General features: G+C 68.7%; 23 protein-coding genes. 11 read left to right on the top strand and 12 right to left on the bottom strand.

What is annotated here, in order from left to right; all coding sequences use genetic code 11:
- Positions 1–24 precede the first annotated feature (24 nt).
- The 7 genes from ACVCMB_RS05890 to ACVCMB_RS05860 all read left to right on the top strand — a co-directional run bounded on the left by ACVCMB_RS05890 (position 25) and on the right by ACVCMB_RS05860 (position 8,354).
- The gene (locus tag ACVCMB_RS05890) at positions 25–1,248 is read left to right on the top strand and encodes a sensor histidine kinase (RefSeq protein WP_395119465.1); all 1,224 of its coding nucleotides are present in this window, start codon (positions 25–27) and stop codon (positions 1,246–1,248) included.
- 122 nt (positions 1,249–1,370) lie between these two features.
- Positions 1,371–2,012 (top strand): response regulator, encoded by a 642-nt coding sequence (locus ACVCMB_RS05885; protein ID WP_395119463.1) that lies wholly within the window; start codon positions 1,371–1,373, stop codon positions 2,010–2,012.
- Positions 2,013–2,214: 202 nt separating this feature from the next.
- Positions 2,215–3,582 carry a polyketide cyclase gene (locus tag ACVCMB_RS05880; protein WP_395119461.1) on the top strand — a complete coding sequence of 456 codons (1,368 nt, stop codon included), beginning with the start codon at positions 2,215–2,217 and terminating at the stop codon, positions 3,580–3,582.
- Positions 3,583–3,774: 192 nt separating this feature from the next.
- Positions 3,775–4,719 (top strand): ABC transporter ATP-binding protein, encoded by a 945-nt coding sequence (locus ACVCMB_RS05875; protein ID WP_395119459.1) that lies wholly within the window; start codon positions 3,775–3,777, stop codon positions 4,717–4,719.
- The gene (locus ACVCMB_RS05870; RefSeq protein WP_395119457.1) at positions 4,716–5,450 is read left to right on the top strand and encodes an ABC transporter permease subunit; all 735 of its coding nucleotides are present in this window, start codon (positions 4,716–4,718) and stop codon (positions 5,448–5,450) included. The genes ACVCMB_RS05875 and ACVCMB_RS05870 overlap by 4 nt, the downstream gene beginning before the upstream one ends.
- A 3-nt stretch (positions 5,451–5,453) precedes the next feature.
- A complete protein-coding gene (locus ACVCMB_RS05865) occupies positions 5,454–7,370 on the top strand; it encodes a GldG family protein (protein WP_447106399.1) in 1,917 nt (638 codons plus the stop codon).
- Positions 7,371–7,490: 120 nt separating this feature from the next.
- Positions 7,491–8,354 carry a cytochrome c oxidase assembly protein gene (locus ACVCMB_RS05860; RefSeq protein WP_447106398.1) on the top strand — a complete coding sequence of 288 codons (864 nt, stop codon included), beginning with the start codon at positions 7,491–7,493 and terminating at the stop codon, positions 8,352–8,354.
- A 10-nt stretch (positions 8,355–8,364) separates the two neighbouring features.
- On the opposite strand, the gene ACVCMB_RS05855 is transcribed toward ACVCMB_RS05860, so the two are convergent.
- Both ACVCMB_RS05855 and ACVCMB_RS05850 read right to left on the bottom strand, forming a co-directional pair.
- Complete coding sequence (locus ACVCMB_RS05855) at positions 8,365–8,841, bottom strand: copper chaperone PCu(A)C (protein ID WP_447106397.1); 477 nt, start codon at positions 8,839–8,841, stop codon at positions 8,365–8,367.
- The gene (locus tag ACVCMB_RS05850; RefSeq protein WP_395119449.1) at positions 8,838–9,452 is read right to left on the bottom strand and encodes an SCO family protein; all 615 of its coding nucleotides are present in this window, start codon (positions 9,450–9,452) and stop codon (positions 8,838–8,840) included. The genes ACVCMB_RS05855 and ACVCMB_RS05850 overlap by 4 nt, the downstream gene beginning before the upstream one ends.
- Positions 9,453–9,534: 82 nt before the next feature.
- Between ACVCMB_RS05850 and ACVCMB_RS05845 the strand changes: the two genes are divergently transcribed.
- The gene (locus tag ACVCMB_RS05845; RefSeq protein WP_447098518.1) at positions 9,535–9,912 is read left to right on the top strand and encodes a DUF423 domain-containing protein; all 378 of its coding nucleotides are present in this window, start codon (positions 9,535–9,537) and stop codon (positions 9,910–9,912) included.
- Between the two features lie 55 nt (positions 9,913–9,967).
- Complete coding sequence (locus ACVCMB_RS05840) at positions 9,968–10,381, top strand: hypothetical protein (RefSeq protein ID WP_447106396.1); 414 nt, start codon at positions 9,968–9,970, stop codon at positions 10,379–10,381.
- A 3-nt stretch (positions 10,382–10,384) separates the two neighbouring features.
- Here ACVCMB_RS05840 and ACVCMB_RS05835 read toward each other — a convergent pair whose 3' ends face one another.
- Genes ACVCMB_RS05835 through ACVCMB_RS05825 form a run of 3 tightly spaced genes read right to left on the bottom strand, consistent with a single transcriptional unit; the run spans position 10,385 to position 12,254 of the window.
- Positions 10,385–11,158, bottom strand: coding sequence for a CPBP family glutamic-type intramembrane protease (locus ACVCMB_RS05835; RefSeq protein ID WP_395119442.1), 774 nt, complete (start codon positions 11,156–11,158; stop codon positions 10,385–10,387).
- Between the two features lie 25 nt (positions 11,159–11,183).
- Entirely contained in the window at positions 11,184–11,375 is a 192-nt protein-coding gene (locus ACVCMB_RS05830; RefSeq protein WP_395119440.1) for an Arc family DNA binding domain-containing protein, read from the bottom strand.
- 3 nt (positions 11,376–11,378) lie between these two features.
- Positions 11,379–12,254 (bottom strand): SPFH domain-containing protein, encoded by an 876-nt coding sequence (locus tag ACVCMB_RS05825; protein ID WP_447106395.1) that lies wholly within the window; start codon positions 12,252–12,254, stop codon positions 11,379–11,381.
- Positions 12,255–12,393: 139 nt separating this feature from the next.
- On the opposite strand from ACVCMB_RS05825, the gene purT reads away from it, so the two are divergent.
- Positions 12,394–13,575, top strand: a complete 1,182-nt coding sequence (gene purT, locus ACVCMB_RS05820) for a formate-dependent phosphoribosylglycinamide formyltransferase (protein ID WP_447107221.1) — start codon at positions 12,394–12,396, stop codon at positions 13,573–13,575.
- 68 nt (positions 13,576–13,643) lie between these two features.
- Positions 13,644–15,164, top strand: coding sequence for an FMN-binding glutamate synthase family protein (locus ACVCMB_RS05815; RefSeq protein ID WP_395119436.1), 1,521 nt, complete (start codon positions 13,644–13,646; stop codon positions 15,162–15,164).
- Between the two features lie 104 nt (positions 15,165–15,268).
- On the opposite strand, the gene ACVCMB_RS05810 is transcribed toward ACVCMB_RS05815, so the two are convergent.
- The 7 genes from ACVCMB_RS05810 to ACVCMB_RS05780 form a co-directional block, all read right to left on the bottom strand.
- Complete coding sequence (locus ACVCMB_RS05810) at positions 15,269–15,976, bottom strand: arginyltransferase (RefSeq protein WP_447106394.1); 708 nt, start codon at positions 15,974–15,976, stop codon at positions 15,269–15,271.
- Between the two features lie 29 nt (positions 15,977–16,005).
- Positions 16,006–16,398: a hypothetical protein gene (locus ACVCMB_RS05805; RefSeq protein ID WP_395119432.1), complete on the bottom strand. Its 393-nt coding sequence runs from the start codon at positions 16,396–16,398 to the stop codon at positions 16,006–16,008.
- A gap of 36 nt (positions 16,399–16,434) precedes the next feature.
- Entirely contained in the window at positions 16,435–17,316 is an 882-nt protein-coding gene (locus ACVCMB_RS05800) for an acyl-CoA thioesterase (protein ID WP_395119430.1), read from the bottom strand.
- 53 nt (positions 17,317–17,369) lie between these two features.
- Complete coding sequence (locus ACVCMB_RS05795) at positions 17,370–18,380, bottom strand: saccharopine dehydrogenase NADP-binding domain-containing protein (protein WP_447106393.1); 1,011 nt, start codon at positions 18,378–18,380, stop codon at positions 17,370–17,372.
- A 113-nt stretch (positions 18,381–18,493) separates the two neighbouring features.
- Positions 18,494–18,631 carry a hypothetical protein gene (locus ACVCMB_RS05790; protein WP_395119426.1) on the bottom strand — a complete coding sequence of 46 codons (138 nt, stop codon included), beginning with the start codon at positions 18,629–18,631 and terminating at the stop codon, positions 18,494–18,496.
- Between the two features lie 84 nt (positions 18,632–18,715).
- Entirely contained in the window at positions 18,716–19,552 is an 837-nt protein-coding gene (locus ACVCMB_RS05785) for a helix-turn-helix transcriptional regulator (protein WP_447106392.1), read from the bottom strand.
- Between the two features lie 30 nt (positions 19,553–19,582).
- Positions 19,583–20,137, bottom strand: a complete 555-nt coding sequence (locus tag ACVCMB_RS05780) for an N-acetylmuramoyl-L-alanine amidase (protein ID WP_447100069.1) — start codon at positions 20,135–20,137, stop codon at positions 19,583–19,585.
- Between the last annotated feature and the right edge of the window lie 34 nt (positions 20,138–20,171).

The following is a 20,171-nucleotide window of genomic DNA, read 5'->3' as shown; positions in this document are numbered from 1 at the left end:
GCGTGCTCCCCTATGATGCCGGGCATGCAATTGTCCAACTTCAACCACGTGCGGCTGCTGCGCTACGCCGGCCTGTTCACCTACCTGTGCGTGGGTACCCCGCTGATCACCAGCTGGGCGGCCGAACGGGTGAGCCTGCTGCATCGGCCCAACCTCGCGTTGCTGATGTGGACGCTGTGCTACCTGCTGTTCGGCCTCCTGTACTGGGTGGTCACCAGCAACCTCGGCCAGCGCCGTTACCAGGGGCTGCGCCTGATCGGGCTGGTGGCGATGAGCTTCTTCGCGATGGCGGTGGGCTGGTACAGCCACAGCGGCCTGTCGGCGATGCTGATGGCGATCAGCGCGGTGGCGTTGCCGTGGCTGCTGCCGGTGTGGCTGGGCGTGCTGTGCATCGTGCTGCAGAACCTCAGCCTGGTCGCGGTGTTCGTCAACTTCCCCGAGTACGACCACAGCGTCGGACTGGCCTTCCTGCAGACCAGCATCTACCTGGGCATCTCGGCGCTGACCTACATCGCCTCGCTGGCGACCAGCCAGCAGGCCGAGCAGAGCGACGTGCAGCGCCGCCTGAACTCCGAGCTGCGCACCACGCGGGCGTTGCTGGCCGAATCGAGCCGGATCGCCGAGCGCATGCGCATCGCACGCGACCTGCACGACCTGATCGGCCACCATCTCACCGCGCTCAGCCTGAACCTGGAAGTGGCCTGCCACCTCACCAACGAGGCGGCCGCGGCGCACGTGCGCAAGGCGCAGAGCACGGCCAAGCTGCTGCTGGCCGACGTGCGCGAGGTGGTCAGCGAGTTGCGCCAGGACGACTCGATCGACCTGACCCAGGCGCTGCGCGGCCTCACCGAGGGCGTGCCCGGCCTGAACGTGCACGTGGCGATGCCGCCGCGCTTCAGCGTGGAGGACCCGCAGCGCGCCCAGGTGCTGCTGCGCTGCGCGCAGGAAATCGTCACCAATACCGCGCGACACGCGGGCGCGCGCAACCTGTGGCTCAATTTTGCCTACGCCGAGGCCGGCCAGCTGGGGCTGCACGCGCGCGACGACGGTCGCGGCGCCGACCAGGTGGCCGAAGGCAACGGCCTGTCCGGCATGCGCGAGCGCCTGGCCGAGTTCGGCGGCAGCGTGTCGCTGGATGCCGGCCTGAGTCGAGGCTTTGCGCTGACCGTGCGGCTGCCACTGGGCGAGCAGGCGGCGCTGGCGCACACGCCCTCGCGGTTCGAGCCGCCGGCGCTGGATGTTTCGTAAGTGGTTTGGCGGCAGCCCTCGTGCAGGCGCGGTCGCCCGCGGCGGAAGCCGTGCAACAATACGGCGCTTCCCCAGGGGCACCACCCAGCCAGCCGCCAGTCACCCATGACCGAGGATCCCCGATGATTTCCGTCTGTCTCGTCGACGATCAGAACCTGGTGCGGCAGGGCGTCCGTTCGCTGCTGGACCTGGCCGAGGACATCCGCGTGGTGGCCGAGTGCGCCGACGGCGCGCAGGCCGTGCTGGAGGTGCCGCGGATCAAGCCCGACGTGATGCTGCTGGACCTGCGCATGCCGAACATGAGCGGGCTGGAAGTCCTGCAGGCGCTGTCGGCGCGCAACGAATTGCCGCCGACCATCATCCTGACCACCTTCGACGACGACCAGCTGGTGCTGCAGGGCCTCAAGGCCGGCGCGCGCGGCTACCTGCTGAAGGACGTCTCGCTGGAGCAGCTGGTCGAGGCCGTGCGCACCGTCGCCGCCGGCGGCTCGCTGGTGGCGCCGATGGTCACCCAGCGCCTGATGGCCGGCGTGGCGCGGATGCAGAACCAGTTCACCAGCCTCGAACAGCCCGACCCGCTGACCGAGCGCGAGACGGAGATCCTGCGCCTGCTGTCCGGCGGCTACAGCAACAAGGAGATCGCCAACTCGCTGAAGGTGGCCGAGGGCACGGTCAAGAACCACGTCTCCAACATCCTTTCCAAGCTCGGCGTGCGCGATCGCACCCGGGCCGTGCTGAAGGCGCTGGAACTGGGCATCGTATGAGCTCCGACGGGGTTGCGCGCCTTGGGTGGAGCTGCCTTCGCGGCCGCGGCGGGAGCCTCTGCGGGCGGATGGCGTTCAAGCCCGCGAGCAAGTAACATCGGCGGCTTCGGCGTTTGCCGACCCCCGCTGCTGCCCCCTGGGCCCGCGCAGCTGTTGGGGCACACTCAAGGTATGGCGTAAAGACGCTTCGGAGAACTCTGGAATGATGCGTGTCTTTGAATTTCTGGTTGCCCTGGTCATCGTCGCGGTGATTGGCGTGGTGGCGGCGGTGGTCATGCCCTCCAGCGGGCACGTCGAACGCTCACAGGTTGTCGGCAAGGACATGCGCCAGGTGTACGACCTGCTGAACAATTTCCGGCGCTTCCCGGATTACTCCGTGCTCCGTTCACAGGACAGCGGCGTGCAGTTCAAGTTCTCCGGCAAGGCGTATGGCCCGGGTTCCGAGATCAGCTGGACCAGCACCGACCCCAAGCTGGGTGACGGCGGTCTGACCATCGCCAGCGCCACGCCGCAGTTCGACCAGATCGACAACAACACGCAGGATGCGACCATCGTCTGGAACCTGGACAACAACTGGCGCGGTCTGGACAAGCATTTCACGCTGGATCTCGAGCGCCAGGGTCACGGCCGCCTGACCCAGATCACCTGGTCGTACGACGTGCAGTACGGCTGGAACCTGATCAACCGCTTCGCGAACCTGTACATCCACGGCGATCCGGACTCGTTCATCCAGTTCAGCCTGAACAACCTGCAGAACGTGCTGGCCGGCGTGGCCAACGTCGACTACAGCGGCCTGATGCCGAAGATCGCGCAGTCGCAGCCGACCCCGGTGCTGTTCGTCACGCGTCACATCGACCGCAGCAAGGGCGGCTCCGAAGTGCTCGACGACATCCTGGCGCAGTCGCAGACCGAGCTGAAGGCGCAGGCCAAGAAGCTGGGCGTGAACGTGACCGGCCCGGCGATCCTGTTCATCACCAACTACGGCGATCCGGATTTCGATTTCGACGTGGCCCTGCCGATCGACTCCAGCACGCTGACCATCAACGGCCAGAGCGAGCAGCTGACCGCTCCCGTCGCGCCCACGCTGGACGCGACCGCAGCCGCCGAGCCGGCGCCGTCCGCTTCCGCCGCCGCAGCCGCCGCGGCCGCCGCCACGGCCGGCACCCGCGACCGCTTCGGCAACCTGGTGGTGGAAGGCGATGTGCGCGGCATGATGGCCTTCGGCGGTTCCACGCTGCAGGGCATCTGGGAAGGCACCTTCAACGGCGTGCCGCAGACCGTGAAGATGCTCACCGCCTACGCGCAGACCCACGGTTACAAGTTCGACAGCACCGTGAACCCGCCCTACGACATCGTGGTCGCGGCAGAGGTGAGGGATTCCACCGGTGCGATCACCAGCTACGCACGCCACCAGGTGTCGCTGCCGCTGCTCGACGCGCCGGCGCAGACGCCGGAGCAGGAAGCAGGCCTGCTTCCGCCCGAGCAGAACGGTGCACCGGCGGCTGCAGGTTCGGCGCCCGCACCGGCTGCCTCCAGCGCACCGGCTGCGGCTGCCACTGCCGCCGAATAAACCTGGCGCACGGCAGCTGTTCGATGAAGGCCCTTTCGTGACGAAAGGGCCTTTTTCTTGGGCGCCCCTGCGACTGCACGCCGGACGTGCGCGCGGTCGCGGCGCTCTTGCGGTACATTGCCGGGACACTCCGGCGCCCCGACTGGCCGGCGGCCAGCGCGTCGCCAGCCCGGCCACAGCCCGCTCGCGGACATGATCGAAACCGACAAACTCACCCGATGCTACGGCAACCTCACGGCGGTGGATGCGTTGAGCATCCGCGTCGAGCCGGGCCAGGTGCTGGGGCTGCTCGGACCCAATGGCGCGGGCAAGTCCACGGCCATGCGCATGATCGCCGGCTTCCTGGTGCCGACCTCCGGCAGCGCGCGGGTGTGCGGTTACGACGCGATGCGCGAACCGCTGAAGGCCAAGCGCGCGCTGGGCTATCTGCCCGAGGGCGCACCCAGCTACGGCGAGATGACCGTGCGCGAGTTCCTGCAATTCATCGTGCGCATCCGCGGGCTGCGCGGCGAGGCGGGCTATCGGCGCATGGATGCGGTGGTGCAGCAACTGCAGCTGGACGAGGTGCTCGGCTTGGGCATCGACACGCTGTCCAAGGGTTTGCGCCGACGCGTGGGCCTGGCCCAGGCGATCCTGCATGACCCGCCGGTGCTGATGCTGGACGAACCCACCGACGGCCTCGACCCGAACCAGAAGCACGCGGTGCGCCAGCTGATCGACATGATGGCGCGCGACCGCACGATCCTGATCTCCACCCACCTGCTGGAAGAAGTGCACGCGCTGTGCAACCGGGTGGTGATCATCGCCCGCGGCAAGCTGCTGGCGGATGCCACGCCCGCCGAGCTGGAGGCGCGCTCGCGTTATCACGGCGCGGTATCGTTCAGTGCGCCGGGCAGCGGCATGTCGCAGGAAATGCTGGGCCGGCTGCCGCAGGTGGCCGGAGTGGAGATCGATCCTCTGGACGGTCGCGTCACGGTGTTCCCCAAGCCGGGCGAGCGCATCCTGGAACCGGTCGAGCGGCTGTTGCAAGAGCAGGGGCTTGAAGTCTCCGAGATCCAGCTCGAACGCGGCCGCCTCGACGAGGTGTTCCGCCAGATCACCAGCGGTGAGGAAGTCGGCCGCGGGGTGGCGGCATGAGTCCGGTCAACGCGGTGGTGCGGCGCGAGCTGGGCAGCTACTTCGCGACGCCGGTGGCCTATGTCTTCCTGGTGATCTTCCTGGTGCTCGCCGGCATCCTGACCTTCTACGTCGGCGATTTCTACGAGCGCGGACAGGCCGACCTGCAGCCGTTCTTCGTGATGCACCCGTGGCTGTACCTGATCCTGGTGCCGGCGATCACCATGCGCATGTGGGCCGAGGAGACCAAGGGCGGCACGCTGGAACTGCTGCTCACCCTGCCGCTGACGCTGTGGCAGGCGATGCTCGGCAAGTTCCTCGCCGCATGGCTGTTCATCGGGCTGGCGCTGGCACTGACCTTTCCGATCTGGATCACCGTCAACTACCTGGGCGCGCCGGACAACGGCGTGATCCTGGCCGGCTACCTGGGCAGCTGGCTGATGGCCGGCAACTTCATCGCCATCGGCGCCTGCCTGTCGGCGCTGACGCGCAGCCAGGTGGTGGCCTTCATCCTCACCGCGCTGGTCTGCGTGCTGCTGATCCTGGCCGGGCAGCCGCAGGTGCTGGATTTCTTCCAGGGCGCGCTGCCGCGGCGCCTCATCAACGCCGTGGCGCACCTTTCGATGCTGCGTCATTTCGAGGCGATCTCGCGCGGTGTGCTCGACCTGCGCGACCTGCTGTACTTCGTGCTCAGCACGCTGGGCTGGCTGGTCGCCGGCGTATTGCTGCTCGACCTCAAGCGGACGCGCTGAACGATGCCGCGCCTGCGCCTGCCCCGCCTGCTCACCACGCCGCTGCGCCTGACCCGCAGCAGCTGGCTGTACGCCGGCCTGGTGGCGCTGGTGCTGGTGCTGGTGCCGCTGGTGGTGGCCAGCAGCCGCTGGCTGCATGCCACGCGGATCGACCTGACCGCTGACCAGCTCTACACGCTGACGCCCGGCACGCGGCACATCGTGGACAGCCTGCAACGGCCACTGCAGCTGACCCTGTACTTCTCCGAGCACGCCACCCGCGACCTGCCCAAGCTGCGCAGCTACGAGCGGCGCGTCAACGAGATGTTGCAGGAGATGGTGGCGCGCTCGCACGGGCGTATCCGCCTGCGCGTGATCGACCCGGTGCCGTATTCGGACGACGAGGCGGGCGCCGAGGGCAGCGGGCTGATTGCCGCCAATGGCGGCAGCAACGGCGAGCGGGTGTTCTTCGGACTGGCCGGCAGCGCCATGGCGCCGGGCGAGGCGCGTGGTGCGGAGGACGCCGGCACGCCGGAAAAATCGCTCTCGATCGCGTTCTTCGATCCCTCGCGCGAGGCCTTCCTCGAATACGACATCGCCAAGCTGCTGTACGAGCTGAACCAGGTGCGCAAGCCGGAGATCGGCGTGCTCAGCTCGCTGCCGGTGCAGGGCGACCTGGCGCTGGGCGAGCAGCCCTGGGCGGTGATGCAGCAGCTGGGCCAGTTGTTCGAGCTGAAGACCCTCGACGCCGCCACCCTGCAGCACGTGGATGATCGCCTGAAGGTGCTGCTGCTGATCCACCCCAAGCAGCTGCCGCCGGCCGCGCAGTACGCGATCGACCAGTACGTGATGGGCGGCGGCCACCTGGTGGTGTTCGTCGATCCCGATGCCGAGCTCGACGCCGCACCGTTCACGCCCGACATCAGCGGCTTGCCTGCGCACGCCTCGGACCTGCCGCGCCTGTTCGCCGCGTGGGGCGTGGAATACCAGCCGCGCGAGGTGGTGCTGGACCGCAGCCGCGGCCTGCAGATCGAGCTGGCCGGCAGCAGCCTCAACCATCCGGCAATGCTCGGGCTGGGCGACCAGGAGCTCAACCGCAATGATCCGGTGACCGCCAGCCTGCAGCGCATCAACGTCTCCAGCATCGGCCATTTCGACCTCACCCGGACCGCGACCGCGCGGCTGGTCCCGCTGCTGCAGAGCAGTGCCGACGCCGAGTTGGCGCCGACCCAGCGGGTGATGGATGCCAGCAGCGATCCGACCAGCCTGCTCGAAGACTACAAGGCGGACAACGCGCACTACGTGCTGGCGGCGCGGTTGCGTGGCACCTTCGTCAGCGCGTTTCCCCAGGACGCCGGCAAGCCGGGCCACCGTGCGCATTCGGCGGCCAACGCACAGGTGGTGCTGGTGGCCGACACCGACGTGCTCAGCGATCGTCTGTGGGTGGAGCCGCAGACCGTGCTGGGCCAGACCATGGTGCGCATCTTCGCCAACAACGGCGATTTCGTCACCAACCTGGTCGACAACCTCAGCGGCTCGTCGGCGCTGCTGTCGATCCGCGCGCGCTCCACCTCGCAGCGGCCGTTCACCCGGGTGCAGGCGCTGCGCAACGTGGCCGACCAGAAGTTCCTGCAGAAGGAGCAGGAGCTGGAGAAGGAGCTGGCCGACACCCGCCGCCGGCTGGACGAGCTGCAGCCGGCCAAGGGTGCGCGGTCGAGCACGGTCACCCCCGAGCAGCGCCGCGAGATCGAGCAGTTCCGCCAGCGCCAGCTCGCCATCAACAAGGAGCTGCGCGACGTGCAGCACCAGCTCAATGCCGAGATCGACGCGCTGGGCCTGCGCGTGAAGGTGATCAACATCGTGCTGGTGCCGGCGCTGGTGGTGCTGATCGGCCTGCTGTACGGCTGGCGTCGCACCCGCCACAGCCGGCGTCGACGCTGATGGCGGCAATCTGCCGCAAGCGACCGTCCGCGGCAGGGCAGACGGCGCCGGCGCGGCGCACTATGCTGGGCGGTGGTCGCCGGTCGTGCCGGTGCTGACGGACGTGGAAGCAAGCCGATCGTGATTGCAACGCTGTTGAAATGGGTGGTGCCGTGGGAGTTCTCGTGGCTGTTCCTGGCCACGTTCGTGCTGGCCTGCGTGCTGTACTGGCGCGGCAGCCGCCGCCTGAGGGTGCCGTCCAGCCGGCGGCTGGCGTTCTGGATCGGCATGGCGATCATCTACCTGTCGCTGCACACCTATCTCGATTACTACGCCGAGCATGAGTTCTTCATGCATCGCCTGCAGCAGTTGCTGTTGCACCACCTGGCGCCGCTGCTGATCGTCATCGCCTATCCGGCCAGTGCGCTGCGCGCCGGCCTGCCGCTGGCGTGGCGGGCGCGGTGGCTGCGGCCGTTGCAGCGGTCGTGGCCGTGGCGGTCGGTGATGGGCGTGCTGATGAATCCCACGATCGTCACCGTGCTGTTCGTGGTGTTCGTGCTGATCTGGCTGATCCCGGGCCTGCAGACGCTGGCGATGCTGGACTGGCGCGTGTACCGCTTCATGAACTGGACGATGCTGCTCAGCGGCTTTGCCTACTGGGCGCTGGTGCTCGATCACCGCCCGCATCCGCCGGGTCGCATGGTGGCAGGCATGCGCGTGCTGTCGCCGGCGATCACCATGACGCCGCAGATCCTGGCTGGCGCGATCATCACGTTCTCGCGCACCGACCTCTATCCGATCTTCGAGATCTGCGGCCGCGCGTTTACCTTCAACGTGCTGACCGGGCAGATGGTCGGCGGGCTGATCACCTGGGTGCCGGCGGCGCTGATCGAGTCGGTCGGCGGCCTGATTGCGCTGCGCCACTGGATGCGGTTGTCACGCAACGGGCGCCTGCCGCGCAAGCCGCTGCCGCCGGCGGTGATCGCCGGCAGCGCGCACGACTGAGCGGATTGAATCAGTGCCCGGAATGGGCAGACGCGGGGGCCTCGTCGCCCAGCGCATTGGCGGGGCGGGCGGCGAAGTCGACCGGCAGGCTGCTGCCGTCGTCGAATTGCAGTTGCATTTGCACCCGATTGCCGGGTAACACCGCCGCGGCCGGTTTCATCAGCATCAGGTGATAGCCGCCGGGCCCCAGCACGACGCTGCCGTGCGCGGGGATCGGCAACGATTCGACCATGGCCATGCGGCTCATGCCGCCCTGGGTCGAGCTGTGGTGCAGCATCACTTCCGCGTATGCCGTGCTGCGCGCGCCGGTCAACGCAACCGGCTGGTCGCCGCGGTTTTCCAGCGTGACGTAACCGCCGGCCGGCAACGTGCCGGGCAACACGCGAATCCAGGCGTGGCTGGCGTGCACCTGGTCGGCGGCCGCGGCATGCACGCCGGCAGCGAGCGACAGTCCGGCGAGCAGGGCAAACAGGCGGGCGTGCTTCATGTCGGTTCTCCCTGGTCGAGCAGCAGTTGCAGGTCGTGTACCAGGTCGTCCTGCTTGTCGGCCGGGGTGTACAACACGCGCGGGTTGCCGTCGCGGTCGAACACGTAGATCGCCGAGCTGTGGCTCACTTCGTAGTTGCCGTCCTTGCCGGACGGCTCGCGGGTGAACGCGGAGCGGTAGCGCTTGACCAGCGCCTCGACCGCGCGCGGTGCGCCGGTGAGCCCGATCGCATGTTTGTCGAACGCGTTGACGTAGCCGTGCAGCACGGCCGGCGTGTCCCGCGTCGGGTCGACACTGACGAACAGGATGCGTGCGCCGTCGGCCTGCGCGCCGAGCTTCTTCATCACCACGTGCAGCTGGGCCATGGTCAGCGGGCAGACGTCCGGGCAATGCGTGTAGCCGAAGAACAGCAGCACCACCTTGCCGCGATAGTCGGTGGCGGACACCGGCTTGTTCTCGTCACTGGTCAGGTTGAACTCGAGCTGCGGCATGTGGCCGGTGAGGTCGGTCAGGCGGAACGGCAGCGGCGTCGCGCCGTGGCAACCGGCGAGCAGCGTGCCGGCAACCAGCAGCGCAAGCAGGGCGGCAAGGCGGGTGCGAAGTGACTTCATGCGAGAATCCTGCAGCTTCATCCATTCAAGCATACGACACCGGCCGCGCCGCGGCGCCGACGGTGCGGGAGATTCACCGCCCATGCGACAACCTGCCCACCTCGCCACTGCCTTGCTGGTCGGTCTCGCCGGTGCCAGCGCGGTGCTGCTGGGCGCGTTCGGCGCACATGCCTTGCGCGGCATGCTGGACGCCCGTGCCGTCGAGCTGTGGCATACCGCGGTGGAATATCACGCCTGGCACGCGCTGGCCCTGGCGCTCGCCGTGGCGCTCGGCCACGGCCGCGGCGCGCGCGTGGCGACGGTGGCGTTTGCCGCCGGCATCGTGCTGTTCAGCGGCAGCCTGTACGCGCTGGCGCTCGGTGCGCCGCGCTGGACGGGAATCATCACGCCGTTCGGCGGGCTGGCCTTCGTGATCGGCTGGCTGGCGCTGGGTTGGGCGCTGCGCCCGCGTCACGAATAGTTTCGGCAAGTGTCATGCGGCGGTCATCGTCGACGGCGATGGTGGCGGCATGGACATGCGCATCGCCCTTCGGCATTCATCCGACACGGCCGCGTGGCCCGGGCGCTTGCTGCAGCGTCTGCGCCGGCCCGGCATCGTGCTGCTCGTCGTGCTGTCGGCGATCCTGCTGTGGTCGTGGCTGCCGGCGTCCGATGAAACGACGGAACTTCCCGCGGCAAACCAGCTGGTGCACTGGCAGGGTGCCGGACACGACTGGCTGCTGGTGGTCGATCCGCAGACGCGCGAGCTGGTCGTCTATGACGCCCGCGACGGCCGGCCGCTGCAACGCCTCGGCGCCGAAGACGGCGTGCCGCCCGTGCAATCGATCGTGCTGCAGGGGCCGTGGCTGTTCGTGACGGGTGGGCAACATCCGAAGGTGCGCCTGCTGAAGCTGCCGCAATTGCAGGCGGTGAGCGCCGACACGCGTTGATCGTCAGGTGCCGATCAGCGGCAGGGTCACGTGCAGCACCACGTCGGCGCAGAAGTGCGCGAGCATCGCGTGCTCCAGTCCGTATTTCCAGAACAGGCCGCCGCTGACGATGCCGACTACGGCATTGAGCAGCACGATGCGCGCCACCAGCAGTGGGGTACCGAGCATGCCGGCGGTGTGCGCAGCGGGCAGGTGGCCGGCGCCGAACAGCAGCGCGGCCAGCACGATTGCCAGCATGAACATCCACGGCCGCGCCACGCGTCCGTTGCCGCGCGCCAGCATCCACACCATGGCGCCGATCGGGAACAGGCGGCACAACACTTCCTCCACGACGCCCCCGTAGAGCAATGCCAGCGCGCCGCGCCAGGCCGCGATGACCGTCCCGGTGTGAGCCGGCTGCGGGCCGAGCAGCGACACGCCGATCACCCCCAGCGCCGCGAGTACGCCGAGCAGCGCGGCCAGCAACCAGCGCGAACGCCGCGCCGGATCGCGCGGCTGCGCATATACCCAGGCGCGCAGCCACGGTGCGTCGAGTCCGTACGGTGCGCCCAGGCGCAGGCCCGCCCAGCCGAGCAACCAGCACAGCACGCCGGTCGCTCCCACCTGCGTCAGCACGATGGCCGGCAGCGGCCAGTGCAGTGCGGTGAGCTGCGTCGGCACCAGCGCCAGCAGATAAGGCATCAGTGCCAGCGTGGCCAACGCGCCGGCGACGCCGAACAATACGGCGAGCTTCAGGTGCGGGCCGCTGGCCGACAGGTTGGTCGGATGGGTGGGCATGGGCAGGCTTCGGGGATGGGTGGGGTCAGTCTGCGTCGTCGTCCGGCGTCGGCCGGATCGGGCCGGCCTTGAGCCGGCCGGCCTTGCGCAATGCCTCGCGCAGCACGTACTCGATCTGGGCGTTGACGCTGCGCAGTTCGTCGTCCGACCAGCGCTGCATGGCGTCGAGTACGGCTGCGCTGATGCGCAGCGGGTAGGCTTTTTTTTCGCCGGCCACGGGTCAGTACAAGGTGCCGGTGTTCAGCACCGGCTGGGTGCCGCGTTCGCCGCACAGCACCACCAGCAGGTTGCTGACCATGGTCGCCTTGCGCTCCTCGTCGAGTTCCACGACGCCCTGCGCACGCAATTGCACCAGCGCCATGCCGACCATGCTGACCGCGCCTTCCACGATGCGGGTGCGCGCGGCGATGATCGCGCCGGCCTGCTGGCGCTGCAGCATCGCCTGGGCGATTTCCTGGGCGTAGGCGAGGTGGCTGATGCGCGACTCGATCACCTGCACGCCGGCCTTCTCCAGCCGCGCCTGGATCTCGTCGCGCAGGTGGTTGTTGATCACCTCGCCGTGGCTGCGCAGCGAGGGCTTGCCGTCGTCGTGGGCGTCGTAGGGGTAGCTCTGCGCCATCTGCCGCAGCGCGGATTCGCTCTGGATGTGCACGAAGTCCTCGTAATCGTCGACGCAGAACACCGCCTCGGCGGTATCCAGCACCTGCCACACCACCACCGCGCCGATCTCGATCGGATTGCCGTCGTTGTCGTTGACCTTGAGCTTGCCGCTCTCGAAGTTGCGCACGCGCAGCGAGATGCGCTGGCGCGAGTAGAACGGGTTGGTCCAGCGCAGGCCCTCGACCCGCACGGTGCCGGCGTACTTGCCGAACAGCTGCAGCACCTGGCCCTCGTTCGGCGCGACCTGGAAGAAGCCCTTGAGCAGAAAGCCGTCGATCGCCAGCAGCAGCGCGCCGCCCAGCAACCGCGCCAGCGGCGGCGCGTCCGGCTGGCCGTGGATGGCGCCGAGCACCAGCCACACGCCGATGCCGGCCAGCACCAGGCAAAAGCCGACGAAAGGAATGCCGGCGACCGAAAAACCTTGATGTTCGTTCATGAGCAGTCTCCCTGAGGTGGGAAAATTAGATATCAAAATGATATCTGATGCAAGCGAACTTCCGGCATGCCGTGAACGCCGCCGCCGGACACCCCGCGTGGCCGCATACAATGCCGGTTTGCCCGCACCGGAGAACCCGATGAAGCCATTCGGCACGCCCCATACCGACCACGCGCTGCGCGTGCTGCTGCTGGGCGCCGGCGAGCTGGGCAAGGAGGTGGCGATCGAGTTGCAGCGCTACGCGGTGGAGGTGATCGCGGTGGATCGCTACGCCGACGCGCCGGCGATGCAGGTCGCCCATCGCAGCCACGTGATCGACATGCTCGACGGCGCCGCGCTGCGTGCGGTGATCGAGGCCGAGCGGCCCGACCTGGTGGTGCCGGAGATCGAGGCGATCCACACGCCGACCCTGCTCGCGCTGGAAGAGGAAGGGCAGCGGGTGATCCCGACTGCCCGCGCGGCATGGCTCACCATGGACCGCGAAGGCATCCGCAAGCTGGCGGCCGAGGAGCTGCAGCTGCCGACTTCGCCGTATCGCTTCTGCGACGACGAGGCCCGGTACCGCGAGGCCGCCGCCGCGATCGGCTACCCGTTCGTGATCAAGCCGGTGATGAGTTCGTCCGGCAAGGGCCAGAGCGTGGTGCGCAGTGCCGACGAGTTGCAGCACGCGTGGGAGTACGCGCAGTCCGGCGGGCGCGCCGGCAAGGGCCGGGTGATCGTCGAGGGCTTCGTCGATTTCGATTACGAGATCACCATGCTCACCGTGCGCCACGTTGATGGCGTCAGCTTCTGCGCACCGATCGGCCATCGCCAGGAGGACGGCGACTATCGCGAATCCTGGCAGCCGCAGCCGATGAGCGAAGCCGCGCTGGCCGAAGCGCAGCGGCAGGCTGCGGCGGTGACCGCCGCGCTGGGCGGCTGGGGCGTGTTCGGCGTGGAGTTTTTCGTCAAGGGCGATCGGGTGATCTTCTCGGAGGTCAGCCCGCGGCCGCACGACACCGGTCTGGTCACGCTGATCTCGCAGGAGCTTTCCGAGTTCGCGCTGCACGCGCGCGCGATCCTCGGCCTGCCGATCCCGGTGATCCACCAATACGGACCGTCGGCGTCGTGCGCAGTGCTGGTCGAAGGCGATGGCACGGGGCCGCGTTACCACGGCGTGGCCGCGGCGCTGGCCGAGCCGGACACGCAGTTGCGCATCTTCGGCAAGCCGGAGGTGAAGGGCCGCCGGCGCATGGCGGTGACGCTGGCGCGCGCCGGCACGCTGGAGGCGGCAGTGGCCAAGGCGGTGCGCGCGAAAGAGGCGTTGCGCATCGAGCTGTGAGCCAGGCGGTGCGCGCCGTTGGGTTACGCTTGCGGTATTGCACCGGATGACGACGGGGGAGAGGCGGCATGCAATCGACGGGTTTTTCGCATTGGCTGGTGGTACTGGTGGAGACCTTCGCGCTGCTGGCGCTGATGCTGCTGGCGGTTGCGGTGCTGGTGCTGATGGCCACGTGGGTGATCGACCGCAACCAGACCGCCAACGCGGTATTGCGCAACTTCCCGGTGATCGGCCACTTCCGCTACTGGTTCCTGCACCTGGGCGAGTTCTTTCGCCAGTACCTGTATTCGAGCGATCGCGAGGAACTGCCGTTCAACCGCGCGCAGCGCGTGTGGGTCTATCGCGCCGCGAAAAACGCCGAGAACACCAACGCGTTCGGCTCCACCCGCGACCTGCGCGCCGAAGGCGTGCCGTTCTTCGTCAACGCACCGTTCCCGGCGCTGGGCGATCACCACGTGGATGCCAAGCCGGTGCGCATCGGCCCGTACGCGCGCGAGCCGTACGATCACGCCGCGTTCTTCAACATCTCGGCGATGAGTTTCGGGGCGCTGTCGGCGCCGGCGGTGCGTGCGCTGTCGATCGGCGCGGCCAAGGCCGGCATCTGGATGGACACCGGCGAAGGCGGTCTGGCGCCGTACCACCTGGAGGGCGGCTGCGACCTCGTGTTCGAGATCGGCACCGCCAAGTACGGCGTGCGTACCAGCGACGGCAAGCTCGACGACGACAAGCTGCTCGCGATCTGCGCGCACAGGCAGGTGAAGATGGTCAGCATCAAGCTCGGCCAGGGCGCCAAGCCGGGCATGGGCGGCCTGCTGCCGGGCGCCAAGGTGACCGAGGAGATCGCGGCGATCCGCGGCATCCCGGTCGGCGAGGATTCGCAGAGCCCGAACCGCCACCTGGACATCGCCAACGTGGCGCAGCTGATGGATGCGATCGCGCACATCCGCGAGCTCACCGGCAAGCCGACCGGCTTCAAGGCGGTGTTCGGCGGCATGGACTGGATCGAGCAACTGTGCGACGAGGTCGAGCTGCGCGGCATCGAGAGCGCACCGGACTTCATCATCGTCGACGGCTCCGAGGGCGGCACCGGCGCGGCGCCGCAGACGCTGATGGAAGGCGTCGGCCTGCCATTGCACGAGGCGTTGCCGGAACTGGTGAACGTGCTGATCCGGCGCGGCCTGCGCCAGCGCATCAAGGTGATCTGCTCGGGCAAGTGCATCACCGCCTACGACGTGGCGCGGGCGATGTCTACCGGCGCGGATTTTGTCAACTCGGCGCGCGGCTTCATGCTGGCGCTGGGCTGCATCCAGTCGCTGCAATGCAACCGCAATACCTGTCCCACCGGCATCACCACGCAGAACCCGAAGCTGCAGCGCGGCCTGGTGGTCACCGACAAGTGCGAGAAGGTGGCGAACTACGCCCGCAACGTGATGCACGAGGTGGGCATCATCGCGCACAGCTGCGGTGTCGAGGACCCGCGCCAGCTCGACCGCAGCCATTGCCGCGTGGTCGGCGACGACGGCATCTCCATGCCGCTGGAAAAGCTCTACCCGTATCCGATGGAGCGAGAAGTGAGAGGTTGGAAGTGAGGAGTGAGAGAAAGCATCCAGTCTGCGTCATCCCGCTTTCTCTCACTTCTCGCTCCTCTTCACTCACTCCTCTGCCGCCAGCGAAGCGGCGGGCAGTGCCCGCCCTACGCCAGTTCGCGCCAGCCATCCGTGCCGCGAATCTGCAGCGGCTTGAAGCGGCGCTTGTAATCCATCTTCGGGTGGCCGTCGATCCAGAAACCCAGGTACAGCCAGGGCATGCCTCGGCGGCGGGCCAGTTCGATCTGTTGCAGGATCGCGCAGGTGCCCAGGCTGCGCGCGGTTTCGGCGGGGTCGTAGAAGGTGTAGACGGCGGAGATCCCGTTCGGGCACACGTCGGTCACCGCCAGCGCCAGCAGGCGCGTGCCCAGGCGCAGTTCGAGGAACAGCGTGGGGCTCCACGGCGCGGTGAGAAAGCGGCGGAAATCGCTGGCGTCGGCATCATCCATGCCGCCGCCGGGATGACGCGTGCGCAGGTAGTGCTCGTACAGCGCGTGGCGCTCGCGGTTGTAGCCGGGCATGCATTCGACCACCGTGAGATCCGCGTTGCGCTTCAGGCAGCGCTTCTGCGCGCGATCCGGCCGGAAGTTTTCCACGTCGATGCGGCAGGGCGTGCAGGCGTGGCACTGCGGGCAATGCGGGTAGTAGAGGTGGCCGCCGGCGCGGCGGAAGCCGCGTTCCAGCGCCGGCCCGTAAAGTTGATCCAGTTGCGGCGCGGCCGGGTCCAGCACCAGGTTCTGCGCCGTGCGCTCGGCGTAGTAGCCGCAGGCATGCGGCAGGGTCTGGAACAGGCGGACGGGATCGGAGCGGCGCATGGTCCGATTCTATGCCGGCGCGGCCCGGTTCAGAACACGCGCAGGTAGCGCAGCATCTGCACCGCGAACACCGCCAGCACGGCCAGCAGCAGCACGCGGCGCACGCGGGTGGCGATGCGGGCGCGGCGCTCCAGCGGCGAGGCGTTGCGCGTGGCGGCCAGTTCCTCGCCGTGGCGGATCACCGGCTCGATGCCGAGGCCCATCAGCAGCTTGCGCGCCTGGCTGTAGTCGTCGGCGTGGGTGATCCACACCTGCGGCCACTGGCTGCGATCCTGCCGGCGCGGCGAATAGCTGTGCCGCTGCCAGCCGCGCCGATGGTAGTTGGAGCGATTGGACACCGTCGCCTGGATGCCGTGCTCGGCCATCAGGGCGACCACCGAATCGATGTTTTCCGGGCGGGGGGAGGTATAGATCTGGCGCATGCGGGAAGTTTACGCGAACAGCCTTGAACCGGGCGTTCAGTCGTCCCCGGCCACGCCGTTGCGCACGCGGATCAGCCCTTCCTGCGCGCTGGAGGCGACCAGGGCGCCGTCGCGGCTGAAGATCTGCCCGCGCGCCAGGCCGCGCCCACCCTGCGCGGTGGGGCTGTCGAACGAGTACAGCAGCCATTCGTCGACGCGGAACGGGCGATGGAACCACAGCGCATGATCGAGGCTGGCCATCTGCACGTTCTGGGTCATGTACGAGATGCCGTGCGGCAAGGTGGCGGTGCCGATCAGGTGGAAATCCGACGCGTACGCCAGCAGCGCGCGGTGCAGGATCGGCGAATCGTCGATCGGCGCGGTGAGCCGGAACCAGATGTGCTGGATCGGCGGGCGCTTGACCGGGTGCATCTCGTCGCGCGGCCACACCTGGCGGAACTCGAACGGGCCGTCGATGCCGAGCCAGCGCTGCAGTTTCACCGGCAGCCGCGCCAGTTCGTCGGCCGGCAGCGGATGCATCGGCTCGATGTCTTCCGGCGCGGGCACTTCGGGCATCGAGGTCTGGTGCTCCACGCCGTGCTCGGCGAGCTGGAACGAGATCGAGCCGTTGAGGATCGGCTGGCCGTGCTGGATCGCCACCACCCGCCGCGAGGAGAACGAACCGCCATCGCGGGTGCGTTCCACGTTGTAGACGATCGGTGCGCGGATGTCGCCGGCGCGCAGGAAATAGGCGTGCAGCGAGTGCGCCTCGCGCGCCGGGTCCACTGTCTGCTGCGCCGCCGACAAGGCCTGCCCCAGCACCTGGCCGCCGAACACGAAACGCGTGCCGATGTCGCGGCTCTGGCCGCGGAACAGGTTGTCTTCCAGCCGTTCGAGCTGCAGCAGTTCGACGAGTTCGGCGACGTGGTCTTCGCTCATGGGGGATCCTTGCAGGGGGCGCCAGTATAGCGGCGGTGCCCCGCGATCCCCGTTCAGCGGTCGAAGGTGACGGCGATCTGCCGGGGATCGAGCGCGGCCAGGAAGTCGCGGGCGTCGAAAGCCTGGCCCGGGGCGAGTGCGCCGGTACCGCTGACGCGGCCGTCCAGAATGCGCTGCAACGCTTCCACCAGCAGCGGCGCGGTCACCGCATAAATGTCACGGCCGCTGGCGACGGCGCGCAGGCGGCGCTGGTCTCGGTGTACGCGTACGTCGACCACGAACCGCTGCGCGGAACGCCCGCTGCCGTCGGCGGCCACCGGTGCCGGCGTGGACGGATCGCGCAGGTCGCGCAGCGGAGCCAGGTTCATCCATGAATGCAGGTCGCCACAGGTGATGTGCCGTGGCAGCACGACGGCCTCGGACAAGGGCAGCAGCACGGTTTCCAGTCGTCCGAACGGGGCCGGGAAATCCGTCTCGCGCAGCGGCGCGGGGTCGGGCACGGTGCGGCTGCGGCCGTGCTCGATGCAGGTGCGCGGGTAATGATTGCGCTCGCCGGTGATGCGGGTGCCGCGGGTGGGATGCCAGCCGTCGAGCGCCACGGCGATGTCCACGGCATCCGCATCGGTGGCGCCACCGAGCGCGGCGCTGGCGAGCAGGTCGGCGAGGCCGCCGTAGAAGGCCATCGCCGGCAGCACGGTCACGCCAGCGGCTTTCGCCGCCGCATCGCGTGCGAACGTATCGAGCACGGCGCGTTGTTCCGCCGCCACGTCCAGATAGTGGATGCGTGCGCGCAACGCGGCATCCAGCACCGGCCCCGCCGTGTCGAGGAACGGCCCGGCGCAATGCAGCACGGCGGCGGCGTCGGCGAAGGCGGCGTCCAATGCCGCGGGATCGTCGACGGATGCTGCATGCACTTCCACGCCGGTGGTCGCAGCCAGTTGCTGCAGCCGGGACGCGTCGCGGCCACAGGCGACCGGCACGAAACCGCGCCGGCGAAGCTCGTCCAGGACGAAGCGGCCGGTATGGCCGTAGGCGCCGTACACGGCGACGCGACGATTGCTCATCAGGTAGTTCTCGGGAGTTTCCGGGTCATGTCGGCGATCCCGCCGGGGCGTTTCTCGGCGGCGGATCGGCGCCCCGAGGGGCGCCGATCCTGTGGCGAGGGGGACTTCGCCGCTCACGCTTGCGCTGCCGCCTCGCGCAGCTTCTGCGCGCATTCCTCGCAGCACACTTCGACGGTGCGTCCGCCGATGGTCACTTCGATCGCGTTGTGGTCCAGCGGGTAGTCGCAGGCGGCGCAGGTTTTCTCGTTCATGGGGGTTCTCCGTGGGCTGCCCGGGATCGGGCAAGCGCAGGAGACCATGCCGCGACAGGCGCGGCTGTCAGGATCTTTAGCGACTCACGATGCGCGCGTCAGCGCGGCCTGGCGGAACGCGCTGGGCGTGCGGCCGTAAGCCTGGCGGAACGCGGCGCTGAAGTGGCTGTGGCTGGAGAAGCCGAGGTCCAGCGCCAGGGCGGCGACGTCCTCGCAATCGGCGATCCGGTCCAGCGCATGCGCCAGCCGCAGGCGCAGGTGGTAGCGGTACAGCGGCATGCCTTCGACCTGCTGGAAGGCCTGGGTGAGGTAGACCGGCGAGCCGCCGATGTCCGCGGCGATCTCGGCCAGCGTCCAGCGCCGGGTGAGGTCGCTGGCCAGCAGCAGCTTGGCCCGGTCCACCAGCCGCTGGCGCGCGTGGCTGGCGCCGGGAGCATGGGTGGTGCGAGGGCCGAGGCTGCGGCAGACCAGGGTCAGCGCCAGGCTCTCGGCTTCCAGTGGCTCGATGTTGCCGTGGCGCAGGCTGTGGCGCAGCAGTGCCACCAGCACCTGGGCGCGTTCGTCGATGCGCAGCGACTGGCCGTGGAAGACCGGTTCGTCGCGACGCTGCAGCAGGTCGGTCGGCGCCAGCTCGCGCAGCAGCGGTTGCGCGATCGACAGCGACAGGCAGGCATCCCCACCAGTCGCCGGATGGCTGACCTGGTAGTCCTGGCCGGCATTGAACAGCAGCACGTGGTTCGCATCGGCCACCGACTGCGTGCTGCCGACGTGGCGCAGGAACAGGCCGCGATACGGAAACACCAGGTGCGTCGCGGCCGCGCATTCCTCCGCGCTGCGATGACGGCACTCGCCGCGGCAATGCACGTCGTGCGCCGCGACGAGCGGCGTTTGCAGCAGCGGCTGGACGGTGAATTCCGACATGGCCTGGGCCGGGGGAGGCTGGTTCGCAGTCTAACGCAGCCGTTGCAGGCCGCAGGCGGGCACGATGGCGTCCCACGGGAAGCGCACGCCGGGGTCGAGTTTGCGGCGGATCTGCTGCGCGGGATCGTCGCTGGCCGGGATCAGGTCGGTGTCCAGGTCTTCGTGGCCGGCGATCCGGCGCAGGTTCGGGAACGCCGCGCGCAACTGCGTCAGCAGGGCAAGCAGGGCGTCGATCTGCGCGGCGGGGTAGGGCTCGGTCATGGTCTGGCGGCGCGAGTCGAACCAGTCGGGGTAGCGGCCCGCGTTCACCAGCTCGATGCCGATCGAATTCGCGTTGTGCCCGCGTACGTGATGGGCGATGCGCGTGCCGGGCACGTAGCGGCAGATCGTGCCGTCGCGGTCGATGTAGTAGTGGCCGCTGTTGCCGGTGCCGCTCGGATGCAGCACGCGTTCGCCGTATTCGCGGGCCATGGCCAGGTCGGGTAGCTCGGTGCAGTGGATCACCACCAGTTCGATGGCCTCGGCCGGGCGCTCGGGCAGCCGGTCGACGTAGGGCAGCGGCTGGTCGTGGAGGGTCAGGGACATCGGCCAAGTCTCGCATGGCGCGGCCGGAGGCGGA

The sequence above is a fragment of the Rhodanobacter sp. UC4443_H10 genome, from assembly GCF_052978325.1.
This window is presented reverse-complemented; position numbering and strand designations above follow the sequence as displayed.

Coding starts and splice junctions, on each gene's coding strand:
- ACVCMB_RS05890 (WP_395119465.1), top strand. CDS start 25: ATGCAATTGTCCAACTTCAACCACGTGCGGCTGCTGCGCTACGCCGGC.
- ACVCMB_RS05885 (WP_395119463.1), top strand. CDS start 1,371: ATGATTTCCGTCTGTCTCGTCGACGATCAGAACCTGGTGCGGCAGGGC.
- ACVCMB_RS05880 (WP_395119461.1), top strand. CDS start 2,215: ATGATGCGTGTCTTTGAATTTCTGGTTGCCCTGGTCATCGTCGCGGTG.
- ACVCMB_RS05875 (WP_395119459.1), top strand. CDS start 3,775: ATGATCGAAACCGACAAACTCACCCGATGCTACGGCAACCTCACGGCG.
- ACVCMB_RS05870 (WP_395119457.1), top strand. CDS start 4,716: ATGAGTCCGGTCAACGCGGTGGTGCGGCGCGAGCTGGGCAGCTACTTC.
- ACVCMB_RS05865 (WP_447106399.1), top strand. CDS start 5,454: ATGCCGCGCCTGCGCCTGCCCCGCCTGCTCACCACGCCGCTGCGCCTG.
- ACVCMB_RS05855 (WP_447106397.1), bottom strand. CDS start 8,841: ATGAAGCACGCCCGCCTGTTTGCCCTGCTCGCCGGACTGTCGCTCGCT.
- ACVCMB_RS05850 (WP_395119449.1), bottom strand. CDS start 9,452: ATGAAGTCACTTCGCACCCGCCTTGCCGCCCTGCTTGCGCTGCTGGTT.
- ACVCMB_RS05845 (WP_447098518.1), top strand. CDS start 9,535: ATGCGACAACCTGCCCACCTCGCCACTGCCTTGCTGGTCGGTCTCGCC.
- ACVCMB_RS05840 (WP_447106396.1), top strand. CDS start 9,968: ATGCGCATCGCCCTTCGGCATTCATCCGACACGGCCGCGTGGCCCGGG.
- ACVCMB_RS05835 (WP_395119442.1), bottom strand. CDS start 11,158: ATGCCCACCCATCCGACCAACCTGTCGGCCAGCGGCCCGCACCTGAAG.
- ACVCMB_RS05825 (WP_447106395.1), bottom strand. CDS start 12,254: ATGAACGAACATCAAGGTTTTTCGGTCGCCGGCATTCCTTTCGTCGGC.
- purT (WP_447107221.1), top strand. CDS start 12,394: ATGAAGCCATTCGGCACGCCCCATACCGACCACGCGCTGCGCGTGCTG.
- ACVCMB_RS05815 (WP_395119436.1), top strand. CDS start 13,644: ATGCAATCGACGGGTTTTTCGCATTGGCTGGTGGTACTGGTGGAGACC.
- ACVCMB_RS05810 (WP_447106394.1), bottom strand. CDS start 15,976: ATGCGCCGCTCCGATCCCGTCCGCCTGTTCCAGACCCTGCCGCATGCC.
- ACVCMB_RS05805 (WP_395119432.1), bottom strand. CDS start 16,398: ATGCGCCAGATCTATACCTCCCCCCGCCCGGAAAACATCGATTCGGTG.
- ACVCMB_RS05800 (WP_395119430.1), bottom strand. CDS start 17,316: ATGAGCGAAGACCACGTCGCCGAACTCGTCGAACTGCTGCAGCTCGAA.
- ACVCMB_RS05795 (WP_447106393.1), bottom strand. CDS start 18,380: ATGAGCAATCGTCGCGTCGCCGTGTACGGCGCCTACGGCCATACCGGC.
- ACVCMB_RS05790 (WP_395119426.1), bottom strand. CDS start 18,631: ATGAACGAGAAAACCTGCGCCGCCTGCGACTACCCGCTGGACCACAAC.
- ACVCMB_RS05785 (WP_447106392.1), bottom strand. CDS start 19,552: ATGTCGGAATTCACCGTCCAGCCGCTGCTGCAAACGCCGCTCGTCGCG.
- ACVCMB_RS05780 (WP_447100069.1), bottom strand. CDS start 20,137: ATGTCCCTGACCCTCCACGACCAGCCGCTGCCCTACGTCGACCGGCTG.